This window comes from Actinophytocola sp. NPDC049390 (assembly GCF_044466355.1).
Lineage (GTDB): Bacteria > Actinomycetota > Actinomycetes > Mycobacteriales > Pseudonocardiaceae > Actinophytocola.
Genome location: NZ_JBITMQ010000007.1, coordinates 296,917 through 312,662 on the forward strand (window position 1 = coordinate 296,917; position 15,746 = coordinate 312,662).

Below are 15,746 nucleotides of genomic sequence, written 5' to 3' on the forward strand. Positions count from 1 at the left end.
CACGGTCCTCCCGTCCTTTGACGTGCGGTCGGTGGTGGTCATGGAGATCCGTCTCTGTCAGAGGCGACGCAGGCCGCGCAGGACGCGGTCGAGCAGGGCCAGATGCTCGCCGTCGGGCCGCTGTCCTTCCAGGGCGGCCGTCAGCGCGGCGGCCCGCTCCCCGTCGAGATCCAGTGGGCGAGCGGGTGGCCCTGTGTCTGGTAGATGCCCGAAGCTGGGGAGGTACTCGGTGAGTGGACCGTCATCGGCGTGGCGTGGCGTGACATCGCTGCGCGGCCGGTTCGACGGCTGCTCGAAGAGTTCCGACGAGCGGCGCTGGGTCGGCAGGATCACCATTGCGCTCGCCTGACTGTCCGGGGCGGTCACTGTTGTTCACCGGTTCGGGGTGGACCGCCGACGGCTTCGCGCTCGCTGTCGTCGAGCCAGAAGCGGGTGCCGCGGAGGACTCGGAGCAGCGGCAGCAACTCCTCGCGCAGTCCCGGTGTCATGGCGATCGCACAGCGGGAACGGGTGGAGTGAGGACTGGAGTCGGCGTCCAGGACGAGAGCACCAGCCTCGCGAGCGATGACGGCTCCGGCGGCGGTGTCCCAGGTCCTGTTGCCGAGCAGGACGCAGGCGTCCAGGGTGCCGTCGGCGACCCACACGAGGTCCAGAGCCGAGGAGCCGTAGCGGCGAAGCCCTTGTGCTCGTGCGGTGATTTCGCGGTCCACGGCGGCGCAGAGCACATCGCGCAGGCCCGTGTCCGGGCCGCTGCCGTAGTCGCTGAATCCGATCAAGGCCCGGTTGAGCGTCTCCGTCGCCGAGACGGTGATCGGTTCGCCGTCGCGGTAGGCGCCGTGGCCGTTCGCTGCCCAGTAGCGGTGGCCGAGGAAGGGCAGCGCGGTGACGCCGAGGATCGGCTGGTGGTCGTGCACGAGGCCGAGGGCGATGGCGCAGAGCGGGCTGCCATGGTGATGGTTGATCGTGCCGTCGATGGGATCGAGAACCCAGTAGGTGTGGGAGTTGCCTACCGCACCGGTTTCCTCGCCCAGGAACCCGATCTCGGAATGCTCGTTGGCGATTAAGCGTTGGTGGACAAGGTGCTCGACACTCTCGTCTACTTCGGACACTGGGTCGCGATCGCCCTTGTATCTGATGGTGCGCGGTCGGTGGCTCAGCACGTACTCGACAGCGTGGTCAATCGCGTCTTGGGCCGCGGGTAGCGCGGTGGTGAGGTCGGGTGCCGACAGCATGGTTCCCTTGGTTGTTCCGGCAAACACGGCTCACGCAGGTGGAGCAGGTCTGGGATCTGATACATGCAACGAGTGGGCAGCCGGGTCACGGCCGGCTGGGCCACCACGGGCGCTCGGCCGTCAACGCCCCGCTGCGCAACTGGTCCGTGATCTTTGCCGGGCGCAGCTTGATCTGCTGGAGGTCATCGTCGGTGACCCACCGCATTTCGTGTTCGCTTGTCCACGCAGCATCGGGATCCGCGAGGGTCACGTCGAACAGCAGCGCCAGCTCGTAGACCGCAGGACCCTGCGGTGCGGCGTGGTCGCACAGTTCCACGGCGGCACAGAAATCCACCTGGCCGACGCCGACGTCGATCTGCTCTCGCAGCGTCCGCCGCAGCGCGCTCTCGACGGACTCGCCGGGCCGCACAAGGCCGCCGGGCAGCCGGAAGGCGGTTGCGTCCCGGTCCCGGACAACGAGGAGCCGCTCGTCGCTTCCGACGAGGCCGTACACGGCGACGAGTGGACCGAGAGCGGGCGTGGCCGGGTGGTTCATCGTGGTGCCTTCAAGGTTGGTGGACATGAGGGGTCGACGCAATGCGCCGAGGCAGAGTTGTGTGCTCTTGCAACGTGTCGCTGGGTGCCGGGGGATCAGCGAGCACGGGCGTTCTCCCACAGCAGGATGTGCAGCCGTGAAGTCAGGTTCCAGCCTCGGGCGAGCACCGGGTCGGCCAGCAGCCGCATCCGATCCAGGACCGTGGTGCTGTCAGTGCCTTCCGGCATGATCCACACGGGGTCGAGCTGATATCCCGCTGCCAGGTCCCCGACCTCGGCCAGCTGCTCTGGGCATTGGACGACGAACTTCCAGCTCGCCTTGCCCGACAGCACGAACTGCCGCAGTACAGCAGGTCGAATCCGTTGCCGGGCAAGCAGGTTCGAGTTCGCCAGCTTCGGTGAGACCGTGAAGCGGGTGACTGCGTCGACTATCGCCGGAGTGGGGGCGACGGTCCCGGAGGTCTCCACTTCGATCTCGGTGGAAAGCCCGGCGTCATTGATCGCCGTGAGAAGGGGCTCCAGGGCCTGCTGCTGCAGCAGCGGTTCACCACCAGTGATCACAAGCAACCCGCTCGGGCCGTCGGCCAACCAGTCCAGAACGTCGGCGACACCGAGGTGCCGCTGCTCAGCGGCCACGTCGTGCCGCCGACGGTCCCAGGTCTGCGGTGTATCGCACCACTCACATGACAGGTGACAGCCGAACAAGCGCAGGAACCGCGCGAGTCGTCCCTGGCTGGTCCCTTCGCCCTGAAAGGTTGGACCGAACAGTTCGTTGACCACCAAGGTCGCGCTGGCCTTCGGCATGACAGTTCTCATCGCGATGCCGGGGGCTCGTAGACGGCGGTGTTCAACCGGGTCTCGCGAACCACGACCCGCTCGACCCAGGCGCCGTCGGCACGGGCAAGGCCGGCCAATGCGCTCTCGGCGACGCGGCCCAGCAGCACTGCCACGGCCTCGACCGTGGGCCACGGCAGCCCGTATCCGAACTGCTCCGCGTCGTCGGCCGGGCGCTCGACGCCGAAGCGGAACACCCGGTTGCCCTCGGCGACCAGCGGGGCGATCAGCCGATCGTGGGCACCGAGCATCGTGGCGTGGTCGAGGTGCTCGTCGATCCACCGTCGCAGCCCGACCTTCAACGCCCCGAACTCGACGACGGTTACCTCGGGGCTCAGTTCCGGTGCGCTTACGGTCACCGCCACGGACCAGGAGTGACCGTGCAAGCTGACGCACTTGCCACCCAGATGCGGCAGGCGATGGCCGGACTCGAACGAGTGCTCGACGGTGATCTTGTGCGGCATCAGCGGATCCCCGTGCTCGACCAACTGGCAGGCGCGGACGAACGCGCTGGCTCCACCTCGCACATGTGCACCGAAACAGGCTCACTTTCCGCAGCCTCGGGGGGATGACCGATTGGTTGGGCCTGCGGTGGACGGTCGGGGGTCGCCCACCGCAGGCCCTGCCGACCAGTCAACGGCGCTACCCGTGACGATCACCAGAGCGGCCGTGTGGCGAGGACGAGGCGTCAACGGGGCGACGTGTGGGCTGACCAGCGCATTTCATCCGCCCCCGTGTGCGGAAATCCCCGGATGGGGTAAAGCGCTGCCGTCAACATCGGCTCAGTGCATGGTCCGCGGTCGGTTACGGCCTGGTCATGAGGCGGCGATGCGGCGGCACCCTCCATACGCTGCGGAAACCGCCCGGTACTGTGCGCTACGGAGGGACCGAAGGAGGGACAAGCGATGGCAGCACGGCCGCTCAGCCCCCTCGCTGCCGCCCGCGAAGCCGCCGGTTACACCCAGGAACACCTCGCCACCACACTGAAGGTCGAACGCACCACCATCGGCCGCTGGGAACGCGGCGTCCAGTCGCCGCAGCCCTGGCAGCGGCGCGGCCTCGCCGCAGCGCTGCGCGTTTCGCTCGAGGAACTCGACGATCTGCTGCGCCAGACTCTCCGGCACCCCGCCGCCCCGGTCGGCACCTCCGCCCTTGTCCCATCCCAGACGAGCCCTGTGCCGGCCCCAGCCGCCCAGGACACCCACGTGGATGGACCGGTGCCCGAGGTGGACGTCATCCACGCCGCCATCCCGCGCCTGCGCCGCGCACTCGACCGCCTCGACTTGCCAGATGACGGGCCCACCAGGTCCCCGGCCGACCTACGTGGCGAGATTGTCCGCGCCAGCGACGATCGGCTGCAGTCTCGTTACGGCAGTCTCGCCCGCCGCCTCCCCGAGCTCATCGCCGAACTCGCCCGCGCTGGCCAGCTTGGCGACGCTGCTGACCGACGCCAGGCCGCCGCCCTGCTGACCCTGGCGCTGCGCGCGGCTGACGGAGTGGCGTTCAAGTTCGGCTACCTCGACTTGTCCGCCCGGCTCATTGACCTGATGCGCTCGGCCGCGCAGATCGCGGAGGACCCGCTGCTGCTCGCCGCCGTGGCATACGTGCGCACCGAGACCTTCTTCGCCACCGGCGATCTGGACACCGCCGCTCGTGCTCTCGAACTTGCCGCCGATCAGGTTCCCGTGCTCGGCACGGCCTCGTCCTCGGCAGCGTTCGGCGCGCTGCACATGCGCGCCGCGGTTGTGGCCGGCCGGGCGGGCAAGGCCGACCTCGCCGCCGATCACCTGCGCGAAGCTCGCCACGCCGCAGCCGCCGTGCCCGAGGGGATCTACCAGGGCACGGCGTTCGGTCCCGCCTCGCTGCGCATCCATGAACTCGCCGTCGCCGTCGAGCTGCGCGACCCTCTGGGCATCGAACGTGCGGCGACCTGGCACCCGCCCAGCGAGCTTCCCGCCGAGCGTCGCTCCCACTACTACATCGAACTGGCCCGTGCCCTGCTCGCTCTCGGCCACCACGAGGATGCCTACCTGTGTCTGCAGGCCGCCCGCCAGGCCGCGCCCGAGCACACCCGGACGCACCCGCAGGTTCGCCAGTCGCTGTCGGCCCTGCTGCGTACCCACAGCGCGCCCAGTTCCGGCCTGCTGGACCTCGCCGCCTGGGCTCGCGCCCGCTGACCGTCGGCAGCGCGCTGGTCAGCGCGGAGCAAGCAGGTCCGCCAGGTCGTCGAGGGAGTTGATCACCCAGTCAGCGTCGCGACGTACCAGCGGATCGTCGGCCCACAGGTACCCCCACGGGCCTCGCCGAATCAAGGCCGTACGGAACCCGGCTGCCTTCGCCGCCACCACGTCGTTGTCCCGATGATCACCCACGTACACCGTCTCGCCCGGCCCATCGGGCACCATGTCGGCAACGCGGGCGAAGAAGTCGAGCGACGGTTTAGCGACACCCCACTCGCCCGAGGTCGCGATCTTGTCGACCGGCAGGTCCAGCGCGCGCAACAGCTCGGCCGCGCGGGCGGTCTGGTTCCCGGCGATTCCGACCCACAGCCCCCGTTCACGCAGTTGTGCCAGGGCGGGACGGGCGTCGGGGTACAGATCGCTGTCGTCGATCTGCTCGCCCCGGCCAGCCTCTTCACGCAACTGCCGCTCACGGGCGACGTCGAAGCCGGGGCGGAAGTACTGGAAGGTCTCGGCGTTGTCCCGGCCCGCCGCGGTGACCGCGCCGAGCACGGTGGAGAAGACATGACGTGAGACGCCAATCCAGTCGGCCCATGCGCCCCACTCCCGCGAGTCGTCCAGCAACGTCTCACCCACGTCGAACACCACGGCGGTCACCATGCTCCTACTCCTACGTCACTCACGAACGCGACGCGACAGAGGGCCCTCCAGCCCGCGTAGCCTGCTGCCTCCCTACCGCGGGAGCCGGGCGGGTCGGGGGCGTGGTTGCCACGCCAGACGCGGAGCCTGCACCGACACACACGGACCGAGCTGCCATCCTGAACCGATGAGCACCTCCGGTCCGGGCAGCGGTCGTGACGACCTGGGACGCGCGCTGCTGGCCCAGCACCCGCGTGGCGAGCAATGGCGACAGCTCGATGTCACCATTGCGAACCTGACCTTCGAGCAGATCACCCACATGGGTTCACTCGCCGAGGAACGCGCCGCCGAGCGCCAGGCCGTCCGGGACCGAATCATCGCGCGGATCAGCAACCCCGAGCTGGCCGGACGGCTCGCGTCACGGTGGATCCGATGGAAAGACACCTTCGGTCTGCCGATGCCCGCCGAACTCGACGACCCGATCACCGTGCTGCACCACCCCTACCTGCTGGCTCAGCAGGCACCACCGGAACATTCCGGCTGGCACAAGGTGGTCCTGCCCGTGTTCGACGCCGGGCTTGCGATCGCCGCAGCGGGAGGTGACCAGGCGGGAATCGCCGACTACGAACTGCTCACCGCACCCTGGCGGCGGGTCTGTCTGCCCTCGCGGTTCACCGCCACTGACGCCTACGGTCCCCACACCCAGGCCGCGCTGCGAGTCCTACGCCATGCCGAAGCCACACCGACACGGGTTGTGCGTCGGATGGGCCAGGTGTGCGCGGAAATCGACGGGCGACGCTGGGAAGGGGCATATCACGCGGTCACCGAGGCAGCGATCGCGTGGGGATTCCCGCTGCGTGCCCGTTCTCTGTACTGGGAGACCGTTCCAGCCGCCGAGGAAGCCGTCGGCGAGTCCCCAACCGACCCATCTGTCGTCAACGCGCTGTGGGGTGCGGCTGCCTCACAGGCGTTCGCCGGACGACTCGACTCCGATACCAGCGTGCTGTTGACCAGGCCCTGGCGGACGGCAGGACTTCCACTTCCCGGTTGACGACGTCGCCAGCCTCCGCGATGAAGGTTGGTTATGAGAGTTAGGGCCCTACCTGGGGAAGGGGTAGTGGCCCCACCCTGGTGAAACGGATACGTGTCCGGCGGGTCTTGGCCTCACCGGCTTCCTGCCCCAGTGCGTGATCCGCTACCAATAGCGTGTGGAGCACCTCTACTGGGACCTCGGATCTCTCGCAGGCGGCGCCCGCTTCGAGGTGGAGCTGCGCGGCTCGACCGCCAGAGTCTGCCTCATGGACGTCGACCACTACCAGGCGTATCTCGACGGCGACGAGTACGAGTACCACGGCGACTTCTACGACGTCAGCCCCGTCGTCCTGGAGGTGCCCTACGACGACCATTGGTACCTCGTCGTCGACAGCAACCCCCGGCGGATCAGGGTCCAGTTCACCCAGATCTTCGACTGACCGCGCCGCCACCAGGGCGCTTTGCTCTCCTCAATCGTTGCCAGTCTCGTCGACGTCGAGGCGCCGGTCGACGTAGAGCACCCGCCGCCGTCGGCGAGGACGTACGACGTTGACCTGCCGATGAGCGGGCCGGCCATCGTCGGCGACGAGGTGGGGCCAGAACTCGGTCTTGAAGGCCAGTCGGGTAAAGCCCGACCGTTCGGGTGCCAGAACCGGAGCGTTCTATCGCAGTCGCCAGGATCGCGTCCTCGCTCGTCAGGATGGCCGACGCCTCATCGACGCCGCCCGCTAGCCGCATGCCCGCTCTGGTCACCCATCCGTGCTGACGGTTGTCTACAGGTATCGGTGCGTGACTACCCCAGAGCAATGGAGACGCCTGTGATGCTCAGCGGGAAAGCTGATTCGGCTACCCGCTCCTCGCTGCGCGAGGCTGTGTTGGATCGCCTGGACCATCTCGACCTGCTGGCTACCGAAGGCGACGAGCGCTCCCGCGCGTCACTCGCTACGACGGAGATCACGCGGATGACGACGGCGTGGCGGGTTCTGCTGGAACAGCATGAGCCCGACGCGAGCGGACGGTGTCCTCGGTGCCCGAGCAGGTGGTGGTCGCGCAGAGGGACGCGTCCTTGCTCGGTCTGGACGACTGCGCATGAGTACCTGGTCGGCGAGAACGTTCGCTCGTCGACGATGACAGGTCGGCACGCCCCAACCGTCGATCGAACCAGCGTGGCGACGCTGGCGGCTCCCTAACAAGCCGGGGGAAGCGGCCCGACGTGCCGCCTTCCCCGCTCTTGCTTCAAGCGCTCGACCGGATGCCTGACCCGCACCCGGCGATCACCCCTGCCCACAGCCCTGTTGCTGGAGGATGCGATGCGCACGTTGGCCTTATCCGCGCACGAACGGTTGGTCCACGCCGTTGGCCATGTCACCGGGACGACGCCTTCACCGAACACTCCACTGGGTTCCGTCCCGTTGACCGAGCCAGCCGCTGTCCACCACGCGCTCGCGGACACGTTTGGTGATCAGCGGACTGTCGTCGTGACCGGCACATTGGACCGGCGGTTGGTGTTGATCGAACAGGAGGACGGCGAGTCCTGGACCGCTGCCGACCTCTCCGGCCAGCCGCACTCAACCCGAGCCTGGCCTGGTTGGGCGCAAGCCCACCTGCAACTCGCGGATCCCGACGAATGGCTTTCCCCCGCGGTCATCACCGCTGAAGGGCGCTACAGGCTGCTGCGTCCCCGCCTGCTCCTGACCTCGCTCTATCACCGCGAGTACTTTCCGCTGCCGCGGTTCCCGCTGGCCATCAGCGACCTCGCCCGCGCGGCGCGGGCGACGCTGATGGGTCGAGTCGAGCTGATGGACATGCAACTCGGCATCAGCCTGGACGACATCCTCGCCCGCATCACCTCGGGTGAGATCGACGTGCTCGGTGTGTCCGCGACCTTCGGCCAACACGACCTGATGACCCAGCTCCTGGACGAGGTAACCCGCCTCGACCACCCGCCGCTCGTGGTGGCCGGCGGCAGCCTGACCGTGCGCAACGAACGGATGCTGCTGGGGCGCTACCCAGATCTGCTCATCGGCCGGGGCGCGGGCGAGCCGACCATCGCCGACGTGCTCGCGCACTGGCACGGAGACCTGACGCTCGACCAGGTCCGTGGAGCGGGGTACCGCGGCGCCGCCCGTGGACCGGGCACGATGTCGATCGGCCGGGTACGGCACACAGCCACCGTCGCAAACCGCATTCAGACCGACATGTGGCCCGAGCTGGATCTGCTGGATCGCACGTTCCGACACAACGGCGTCGCCCAGCTCGAATCCAGCAGGGGATGCACGAACTTCTGCAGCTTCTGCCCACGCGGTCACAAGGGGCAGTGGGCAGGCGCGGCCCCCGAGGCGCTGCCGTGGATCTTGAGTGAGATGAACGCCGTCTTCGACCGTCATCCGGAGCTGAGCCGAACGCTGTACCTGGTCGACGAGGAGTTCATCGGGCGTGGCGATGACGCCGTCGGCCGCGCCCTGACCGTCGCGGACACGCTCGCAGAGGCTGGGTTCGCATGGGAGACGAGCTGCCGAGTTGACCAGGTGGTGCGGCTCGACCGGGATCGGAACTGGCACATCGAACGTGGTCACTTGTGGCGCGGCCTGGTCGAGCGGAGGCTGCGCCGTTGCTTGTTCGGCGTCGAGTCCGGGGTCACCTCGATCCTGGACCGGTTCAACAAGGAGACCACCGGCGAACAGAACGCCCTCGCCATTCGCACGCTCACCGCGCTGGGCGTGCCACCCCGGTTCACCTACATCACCTTCGACCAGCTCATGACCGAGGCCGAGCTGCGACAAACCCATGCTTTCCAGGGACGCACCGACCTGCTCCTCCGACCCCAGCCCAACCTCAACGTTGAGGAGATCGTCGACGGCGTGCGGGACGAGCAGTGGGTGGCCGAGCACACCACGGGCCGCCCGTTCTACACCGGCATCTCCTACATGCTCGTGTCGATGGAATGCCTGATCGGAGCCGCGTACACACGGAAGGCTGAAGCTGCCGGTCTGACCGGACTCGCCGACCCATCGATGGGACGAGTGGAGGCCCGATTCCAGGACTGGCGCATCGGGGTGTTGTCGCACTGGTCGCAGTTGTGGATCGATCGGAACTTCGCGCTCGATTACACGCTGAAGAGCCTGGAGAAGATCCTTGACGGCCACTTGTACCAGGTGGTGCGCCGCGTGCGCGGACTTCTGAAGAACGCCGCCTACCTGCTGCTCGGCAGGATGATCGAGGCGCTGGGACGCACCGATGCCCTCGCCGACGATCACACCGAACTGGACGCGAGCTGTCAGGCGATCGCGGACGCGATGATCCATGACCTGCACGCCGAGCTGGAACCTGCCGTCACGGCCCTGCTCGACGATCTACCACCCCAGCACGGCACGGTGCTCGAACGCGAGCACGACGTGTGGAGAACGACCTCCACATGGAATTTGATCAACGTCGCCGATCCCTGCGGCACCTGAGACGGAAGGAGTACTGCCTTGCCCACCCTGGAACGGCGAGTTCTCCCCGGCCTCCACGCCGAGGTGTCCGTGATCGGCGCAGGCTGCTGGACCATCGGCGGCCCGGCGACCAACCGAGGCGTGCCGACCGGCTGGGACGACGTTCATCCCGATCGTGCGTACGCGGGGCTCGTTCGCGCGCACGAACTGGGCGTCACCCTGTACGACACGGCCGATGTCTACGGGCTTGGCCGGTCAGAGCGGTTGCTCGGGCGCCTGCTTCGCGAGGTGCGCCGCGACGAGCTGGTGATCTCGAGCAAGGTCGGCTACTTCGCCGGCACCGCCCGCCACCCGTACGACCCGGCGCACATGCGACGCCAGTTCGCCACGACCCTGGACAACCTCGCAACCGATCACCTCGACGTCTACTTCCTGCACAGCGATGACTTCGGAGACGATGACCAGTACCTGGCCAGCGCCATCGACGTGATGCAGGACTTGCGAGAGCAGGGTTTCATCCGGGCGATCGGGATGCGAGCACCGCACACCTTCGCCGAACAGTGGGCCACCACCGATCACCCCGAGGCGCACAAGACCGCTCGCTGGCTGTCCCTGTTCCACGAGATCCAGCCCGACGTGATCACTACTCGCTATAACCTCCTGAGCCCGCTGTATGCCGACGGCGAGACCGACATCTTCGCCTTCGCCCTCAGCCAGGGCGTCGGTGTCTTGATCAAGCAGGCCCTCGGCCAAGGACTGTTCCTCCGCAGCGGCCAGCAGCTCCTGGCGACATTCAGCGGCAGCGATCACCGGCACGCCGATCCGATGTTCACCGAAGAGAATCGGCGGCACGTGCATGCTCGACTGGCGCCACTACGCGAACGGTACGGTGCCCGACCGGCCGATCTGGCCCGTGTCGCGTTGAGGTACGTCCTACAGCACGCCCCCGATGCCGCTGTCCTGGTCGGCTTCCGCGATGCTGACCAGATCCACACCACCCTGACCTGTCTCGGTGACCCACTCAGCGACGATGAGATCACCGAGATCCGGGCGCTCCTTCATCCATCAACCAACTGACGAAAGGGAACAACAGGTGCAGTACACCGAGGTCGAGAAGAAGTTCGCCCTGCCCGACCCTGCCGCGCTCAAGGCCAAGCTCGACGAGCTCGGCGCGAAGCCAAGCGAGCCAACCCGGCAGGTCGACGCCTACTACAATGCCCCGCACCGCGACTTCCTCGCCCCGACCGTGATCTCCGACTGGCTGCGCCTGCGCACCGAGGACCGCGGTAGCTCGATCAACTTCAAGCGCTGGCATCCCGTCGAGGCCCTCGTCAAGACCCACGCCGACGAGTACGAGTCCAAGGTCGACGACATCGAGGCCGTCCGCAAGCTGCTGGAAGCCTTGGACTTCAAGCCGATGGTCACCGTGGACAAGACCCGCGAGGAGTGGAAGCTCCCCGAGGTCGAGGTCGTCTTCGATCACGTGGTGGATGCCGGCGACTTCGTGGAGTTCGAGTTCAAGGGCGACGCGGAGAACGTCGAGGACGCCACCGCCCGGCTGGACTCCTTCATCGCCTCGCTCGGGATCACGCTCGGCGAACCGGTCAACCGCGGCTACCCACACATGCTCCTGGGCCGCGAGCACTGACCACCGATGCCAACCGCCCGCGACGGCCAGACCATCGGGGCGGTTGGCACCCTGCCAACGAGGACCAGACGGCTCGCGCGCAGAACACCTGACTGACCCGAATGGGTGACCTCTTCACGCCAGTAACCAGCACTAATAGCGACTGGCTAAGGTGGGGTGTCCATGATCGGGGTGGTGCTGATGGCGAACCGACGGGATGCCCTCGCTGCGCGGCGCGAAGCTCTGGGATTCACCCAGGAGAGCTTCGCGATTCGCCTGGGTGTGGAGCTGTCCACGGTCGGCCGGTGGGAACGCGGCACGTTGACACCACAGCCGTGGCGCCGACGACGCATCGCCGAAGCGCTCGACGTCTCCCTCGAGCGGTTGGACGAGTTGCTCGCCCCCGCTACCGGTATCGCACTTCCGACGCATGTGCCCACCAGGCTGGAGGCGAATCGGCGGTTTGATCGCGCTGTGGTCGTGGATGACGCCCGTGACGCGGCGCGGTTTGCCCGCCAAATCATCGCGGCGAGCGTCAGCAGTTCGGCCCTGGAGCAGATCAGTGTGGAGATCGGTCGTTTCGCCGCAGACTACGTCTCCAAACCGCTGTCGGAACTCTTCGTGGATATTCGTGAGCTCCGCGGCGAGGTTGTCAACCTGGTGGAGTGCAACAGGTTCCCTGACCAAATGCGTGAGCTGTACCTGGCGGCAAGTCGATTGGGTGGGTTGCAAGCTCACATTTGCCTCGATCTCGGCCACTACAGCGCTGCACACACGCATGCGCATACCGCGTTCTTGTGCGCGGAGTTGGCTGGGCACAACGGAATGCGCGCATGGGTCCGTGGCTTGCAAAGCCTTATTGCTTACTGGGACGGCCAACTGGCCGACGCCGTCGAGTTCGCTCAGGACGGTGCACGCCATTGCTCGCGCGGCTCGATCGCGGCTCGCCTGCCGAGCCTGGAAGCGCGCGCATGGGCGGGACGTGGCGACAAGCGCGGCGCGCTTGGCGCACTCGAACGCGCCGCACACGCCCGCGCTGCCGTCGGTGACCATGACGACGACGCGGGCGTGTTCACCTTCCCAGCGGCCAAGCAAGCGGTGTATGCCGGGACCACCCTGCTGACGTTGGGCGACCGTGACACCACCACGCGAGCCGCGCAGGAGTCGTCGTATGCGCTGCAGCTCTATGAGGCCGCCGCGCCGGCGGACCGGTCGACCGGCGACATGCTTGCGGCTCGACTCGACCTGGGCCGCGCCTACCTCATGCGCGACGATCTCGACGGCCTCGCCGACCAGTTGAACGTCGTGCTCGCCGTTCCCCAGGTTCGGCGGACGGCCAGCATCGTCAAACGTGTCGCCGGCATCGGCGAGGACCTCACCCAGTCTCGCTACGCGCGCTCACCGCAAGGCAAGCAAATCCGCACCGAGATCGCGTCGTTCTGCGCACCGCCCCCGGCGCTGCCGCCCGCACCGACGATGGAGCCAGCGTGAGCGGTCCCGACACCACGAGCCACAGCGTGCTCGCCGAGAGCGCCTACCGCGACGACCGTCACCTCGCGGCTCGCCAGTCGCTGTACCGCTGGCAGCAACCCAGCTACGACATGCCGGGCCTGGTGCTCGATCACCTCGCAGCCAGGCACGGCGTCGTGCTCGATATCGGCTGTGGGAATGGCAAGTACGTGACGCGACTGCGCGCACAACGCCCGAACCTCACCGTCATCGGCCTGGACATCTCGGCAGGCATCCTCGCGAATGTGGGGGCGCCGGTGATCGTGGCGAACGCTGCCAGCCTGCCGGTCGCCGATCACTCGGCTGTCGCCGTGCTGGCCATGCACATGCTCTACCACGTCGAGGACGTGCATGCTGCTCTCGAGCAAGCAGTGCGCGTGCTCGCGCCCGGTGGCGTGTTCATCGCGTCGACCAATGCCCGTGACGACAAGACCGAACTCGACGACCTGTGGGCAGCCGCGGCGGCCGACGTCCTCGGCGTCGAACGGGGACCACGACGTATCTCGCTGAGCAGTCGCTTCGCTCTCGACGACGCTCCGGACATGCTTCGGCCCTACTTCGCAGACATTCGGGTGCTGGAACTGCCGGGCACAATCACTGTGCGCGAACCAGAGCCCGTGATCGCTCATCTGGCCTCCTACCGTGCGTGGGCCGACGCCGCTGGTGTTCCGTTCGACACCACTCTGGATCGCGCCCGGCGGCTGCTGGACGACATGATCGATCGAGACGGCGCCTTTCGCATCAGTTGCCGAGGCGGCATTCTTCTCTGCCACACAACGAAATAGCGGCCATATAGCGTTCGGTGGGGCTAGTTCGTGTTTGCGGCTACGAGAAGTGGAACGAGTTGCTCCTCGATGGTGAGGGAGCCGTGGTGTCCGGCGTAGCAGCTCGACCTTTGCTCCACAGTGGAGCGGACCACGGCAAGAGTTCCCTGCGCGGCAACGACAACGTCGCCGATGCGCGGGCGGACATCGTCAGCGACCCGTGGGCCGAACCACCCGGCCGCGATGGCCTCGTCGCGGCGCAGCACCAGTGCGCGATCCCCGAGCACCTCGCGCCAGGCGTGCCACACGTCCTCGGTCGCGCCTGGCGTGGTGTAGATGTGTCGGGCACGGGCTTCCCCGCCGAGCATCCGAACACCGTCGCGCAGTGCGGGCTCGGTGTCGAAGTCCACGCGGTCCTCCTCGCCGACGGCGACCATGCCGTGGTCGGCGGTGACCACGAGCATGCCGTCCTTCGGAAGCCCCGCGGCGATCGTGGCGGCGAGCCGGTCCACATAGGCCAGTTGGTAACGCCACGGCTCGCTGCCCGGTCCATAGTGGTGTCCGAGCAGGTCGAGATCAGCGTGGTAGGCGTAGCAGAAGCTCCGTTCCTCGCTGCGGAGCGTGTCGAGGACGTGGCTGGTGAGATCGCCGAGCGCGCGGACCCCGCGGAACTGCCCGCCGCGGAGCACGGCACGGGTGAGGCCGCTTCCGTCATGGTCGCGAGGCGCCACCAGCTGCACGGCAATGCCTGCGTCTGCGGCCTGTTCGAAGACCGTCCGGCGTGGCTGAAGCCGCTCGGGAACGAGCCGTGCGCGAAGATCCACCGTCCGGTCGTCGCCATGCCGGTGCCACCCCAACGCGTTGATCAGTTCATCGTCCCCGACCGCGAAGGTGTAGCCGACCAGCCCGTGCTCTCCGGAGGACAATCCGGTGCCCAACGCAGCGATGCTGGCTGCCGTCGTCGCCGGAAAGCCTGCCGTGATCGGTTCACGACCGACCACCAACGAGGCCAGAAACGGCGCCTCGGATTCATGCGACCGCAGGAGTTGCCATCCCAAGCCGTCCACGAGGAGCAGACAAACCCTGGACGCGCGGGGAAGGCCCAACACGTTCGTCATGTCCGGGACATCCAGCCCCGCGAGTAACGACGGAACGACGTCGGCCAGCGTGCCCTCTCGACAGCTGGGCACCAGAAAACTCATGATCTACAACCTAACGGGAGCCCAATCGGCGACGGACTTAGAGCCAACGGCACGGTATCGACCTTCAGCGCCGCACGGTGGGCTTGATCGGTGCCCGAGATGGCGGATGAGGTCACCTGGCCAGGTCGTCGTAGGTGAGGACGAACCGGCTGTGGGTCTTGTCGATGGCGGGGCCAGCCAGCTCGCTGTCTGGGGTGTGGGCCGGGTAGACGGTAAGCGTCGGCTTGTGCTGGTCCCGTTCGGGCGCCCAGGACCGGATCTCGTCGCACAGGTACTCGGTCAGCTCGGCGGCGGCCGGGCCGTGGCCGATCGCGCCCAGCTCCCAGCGCACCTCGTCGCTGGTTTCGAGGCGGCGGGAGGTGAGGTAGACCAGCGTGTCACCGTCGACCAGCGCCATGCGCCACCACCCCGGTACCGGGTCGCACACCTCGGGTGGGACGTCGGCGTGGACCTTGAGCCGGCATACGCGCTGGTCGGTCACGGTTAGGCGGAGCCAGAGTCCGTCGTGGGACTCGTTGCTGGCGAGGGTGGTCCCGGACCAGGCGGTGACGCGCGGCTGGTCGAGCACACCGCGCAGTGCGGCGAGGGCGACGGCTTGATCGCGGTCCCAGTGGAGCGTGACGAGGCCGTCGGGGGTGATCGGGCCGTCGAGTTCGCCCTCGTGCTCGCCGAGGAGGTGCACGAAGCCGCACAGGTGGAGTGAGTCGGAGACCAGGCGGCCGTCGGTGTAGGTGAAGGCAACGCTGCGACTCTGGCCGC

General features: G+C 67.6%; 16 protein-coding genes. 8 read left to right on the plus strand and 8 right to left on the minus strand.

All coding sequences use genetic code 11. From position 1 onward, the window contains the following. Positions 1–57 precede the first annotated feature (57 nt). The 5 genes from ACIBVP_RS21855 to ACIBVP_RS21875 all read right to left on the minus strand — a co-directional run bounded on the left by ACIBVP_RS21855 (position 58) and on the right by ACIBVP_RS21875 (position 3,064). A complete protein-coding gene (locus ACIBVP_RS21855) occupies positions 58–366 on the minus strand; it encodes a hypothetical protein (protein WP_396108043.1) in 309 nt (102 codons plus the stop codon). Continuing rightward, positions 363–1,232, minus strand: coding sequence for an inositol monophosphatase family protein (locus ACIBVP_RS21860; protein WP_396108044.1), 870 nt, complete (start codon positions 1,230–1,232; stop codon positions 363–365). Before ACIBVP_RS21860 ends, ACIBVP_RS21855 begins: the two co-directional genes overlap by 4 nt. Before the next feature lie 85 nt (positions 1,233–1,317). Then, positions 1,318–1,725: an NUDIX domain-containing protein gene (locus ACIBVP_RS21865; RefSeq protein ID WP_396108045.1), complete on the minus strand. Its 408-nt coding sequence runs from the start codon at positions 1,723–1,725 to the stop codon at positions 1,318–1,320. Positions 1,726–1,862: 137 nt separating this feature from the next. Next, complete coding sequence (locus ACIBVP_RS21870) at positions 1,863–2,570, minus strand: 7-carboxy-7-deazaguanine synthase QueE (protein ID WP_396108046.1); 708 nt, start codon at positions 2,568–2,570, stop codon at positions 1,863–1,865. Between the two features lie 8 nt (positions 2,571–2,578). Beyond that, the gene (locus ACIBVP_RS21875) at positions 2,579–3,064 is read right to left on the minus strand and encodes a 6-pyruvoyl trahydropterin synthase family protein (RefSeq protein WP_396108047.1); all 486 of its coding nucleotides are present in this window, start codon (positions 3,062–3,064) and stop codon (positions 2,579–2,581) included. Between the two features lie 441 nt (positions 3,065–3,505). Here ACIBVP_RS21875 and ACIBVP_RS21880 point away from each other — a divergent pair, with 441 nt between their 5' ends. Then, on the plus strand, positions 3,506–4,777 hold the full coding sequence (locus ACIBVP_RS21880; RefSeq protein ID WP_396108048.1) for a helix-turn-helix domain-containing protein: 1,272 nt from the start codon (positions 3,506–3,508) through the stop codon (positions 4,775–4,777). Between the two features lie 18 nt (positions 4,778–4,795). Here the strand turns inward: ACIBVP_RS21880 and ACIBVP_RS21885 are convergent, their stop codons facing one another. After that, on the minus strand, positions 4,796–5,440 hold the full coding sequence (locus tag ACIBVP_RS21885; RefSeq protein ID WP_396108049.1) for an HAD family hydrolase: 645 nt from the start codon (positions 5,438–5,440) through the stop codon (positions 4,796–4,798). 166 nt (positions 5,441–5,606) lie between these two features. On the opposite strand from ACIBVP_RS21885, the gene ACIBVP_RS21890 reads away from it, so the two are divergent. The 7 genes from ACIBVP_RS21890 (at position 5,607) to ACIBVP_RS21920 (ending at position 13,806) form a co-directional block, all read left to right on the plus strand. After that, positions 5,607–6,470: a hypothetical protein gene (locus ACIBVP_RS21890; RefSeq protein ID WP_396108050.1), complete on the plus strand. Its 864-nt coding sequence runs from the start codon at positions 5,607–5,609 to the stop codon at positions 6,468–6,470. Between the two features lie 157 nt (positions 6,471–6,627). Further along, entirely contained in the window at positions 6,628–6,891 is a 264-nt protein-coding gene (locus ACIBVP_RS21895) for a DUF1883 domain-containing protein (protein WP_396108051.1), read from the plus strand. 870 nt (positions 6,892–7,761) lie between these two features. Beyond that, positions 7,762–9,906 carry a B12-binding domain-containing radical SAM protein gene (locus tag ACIBVP_RS21900; RefSeq protein ID WP_396108052.1) on the plus strand — a complete coding sequence of 715 codons (2,145 nt, stop codon included), beginning with the start codon at positions 7,762–7,764 and terminating at the stop codon, positions 9,904–9,906. An 18-nt stretch (positions 9,907–9,924) separates the two neighbouring features. After that, the gene (locus ACIBVP_RS21905) at positions 9,925–10,962 is read left to right on the plus strand and encodes an aldo/keto reductase (protein WP_396108053.1); all 1,038 of its coding nucleotides are present in this window, start codon (positions 9,925–9,927) and stop codon (positions 10,960–10,962) included. A gap of 16 nt (positions 10,963–10,978) precedes the next feature. Further along, a complete protein-coding gene (gene cyaB, locus ACIBVP_RS21910; RefSeq protein ID WP_396108054.1) occupies positions 10,979–11,533 on the plus strand; it encodes a class IV adenylate cyclase in 555 nt (184 codons plus the stop codon). Positions 11,534–11,695: 162 nt separating this feature from the next. Further along, a complete protein-coding gene (locus ACIBVP_RS21915) occupies positions 11,696–13,003 on the plus strand; it encodes a helix-turn-helix domain-containing protein (RefSeq protein WP_396108055.1) in 1,308 nt (435 codons plus the stop codon). Continuing rightward, on the plus strand, positions 13,000–13,806 hold the full coding sequence (locus ACIBVP_RS21920; protein ID WP_396108056.1) for a class I SAM-dependent methyltransferase: 807 nt from the start codon (positions 13,000–13,002) through the stop codon (positions 13,804–13,806). Before ACIBVP_RS21915 ends, ACIBVP_RS21920 begins: the two co-directional genes overlap by 4 nt. Positions 13,807–13,829: 23 nt before the next feature. Here ACIBVP_RS21920 and ACIBVP_RS21925 read toward each other — a convergent pair whose 3' ends face one another. Next, complete coding sequence (locus tag ACIBVP_RS21925) at positions 13,830–14,987, minus strand: alkaline phosphatase family protein (RefSeq protein WP_396108057.1); 1,158 nt, start codon at positions 14,985–14,987, stop codon at positions 13,830–13,832. A gap of 112 nt (positions 14,988–15,099) precedes the next feature. Then, complete coding sequence (locus ACIBVP_RS21930) at positions 15,100–15,669, minus strand: hypothetical protein (RefSeq protein ID WP_396108058.1); 570 nt, start codon at positions 15,667–15,669, stop codon at positions 15,100–15,102. Between the last annotated feature and the right edge of the window lie 77 nt (positions 15,670–15,746).

Coding starts and splice junctions, on each gene's coding strand:
- ACIBVP_RS21925 (WP_396108057.1), bottom strand. CDS start 14,987: ATGAGTTTTCTGGTGCCCAGCTGTCGAGAGGGCACGCTGGCCGACGTC.
- ACIBVP_RS21870 (WP_396108046.1), bottom strand. CDS start 2,570: ATGCCGAAGGCCAGCGCGACCTTGGTGGTCAACGAACTGTTCGGTCCA.
- ACIBVP_RS21890 (WP_396108050.1), top strand. CDS start 5,607: ATGAGCACCTCCGGTCCGGGCAGCGGTCGTGACGACCTGGGACGCGCG.
- ACIBVP_RS21915 (WP_396108055.1), top strand. CDS start 11,696: ATGATCGGGGTGGTGCTGATGGCGAACCGACGGGATGCCCTCGCTGCG.
- ACIBVP_RS21860 (WP_396108044.1), bottom strand. CDS start 1,232: ATGCTGTCGGCACCCGACCTCACCACCGCGCTACCCGCGGCCCAAGAC.
- ACIBVP_RS21900 (WP_396108052.1), top strand. CDS start 7,762: ATGCGCACGTTGGCCTTATCCGCGCACGAACGGTTGGTCCACGCCGTT.
- ACIBVP_RS21880 (WP_396108048.1), top strand. CDS start 3,506: ATGGCAGCACGGCCGCTCAGCCCCCTCGCTGCCGCCCGCGAAGCCGCC.
- ACIBVP_RS21875 (WP_396108047.1), bottom strand. CDS start 3,064: ATGCCGCACAAGATCACCGTCGAGCACTCGTTCGAGTCCGGCCATCGC.
- ACIBVP_RS21885 (WP_396108049.1), bottom strand. CDS start 5,440: ATGGTGACCGCCGTGGTGTTCGACGTGGGTGAGACGTTGCTGGACGAC.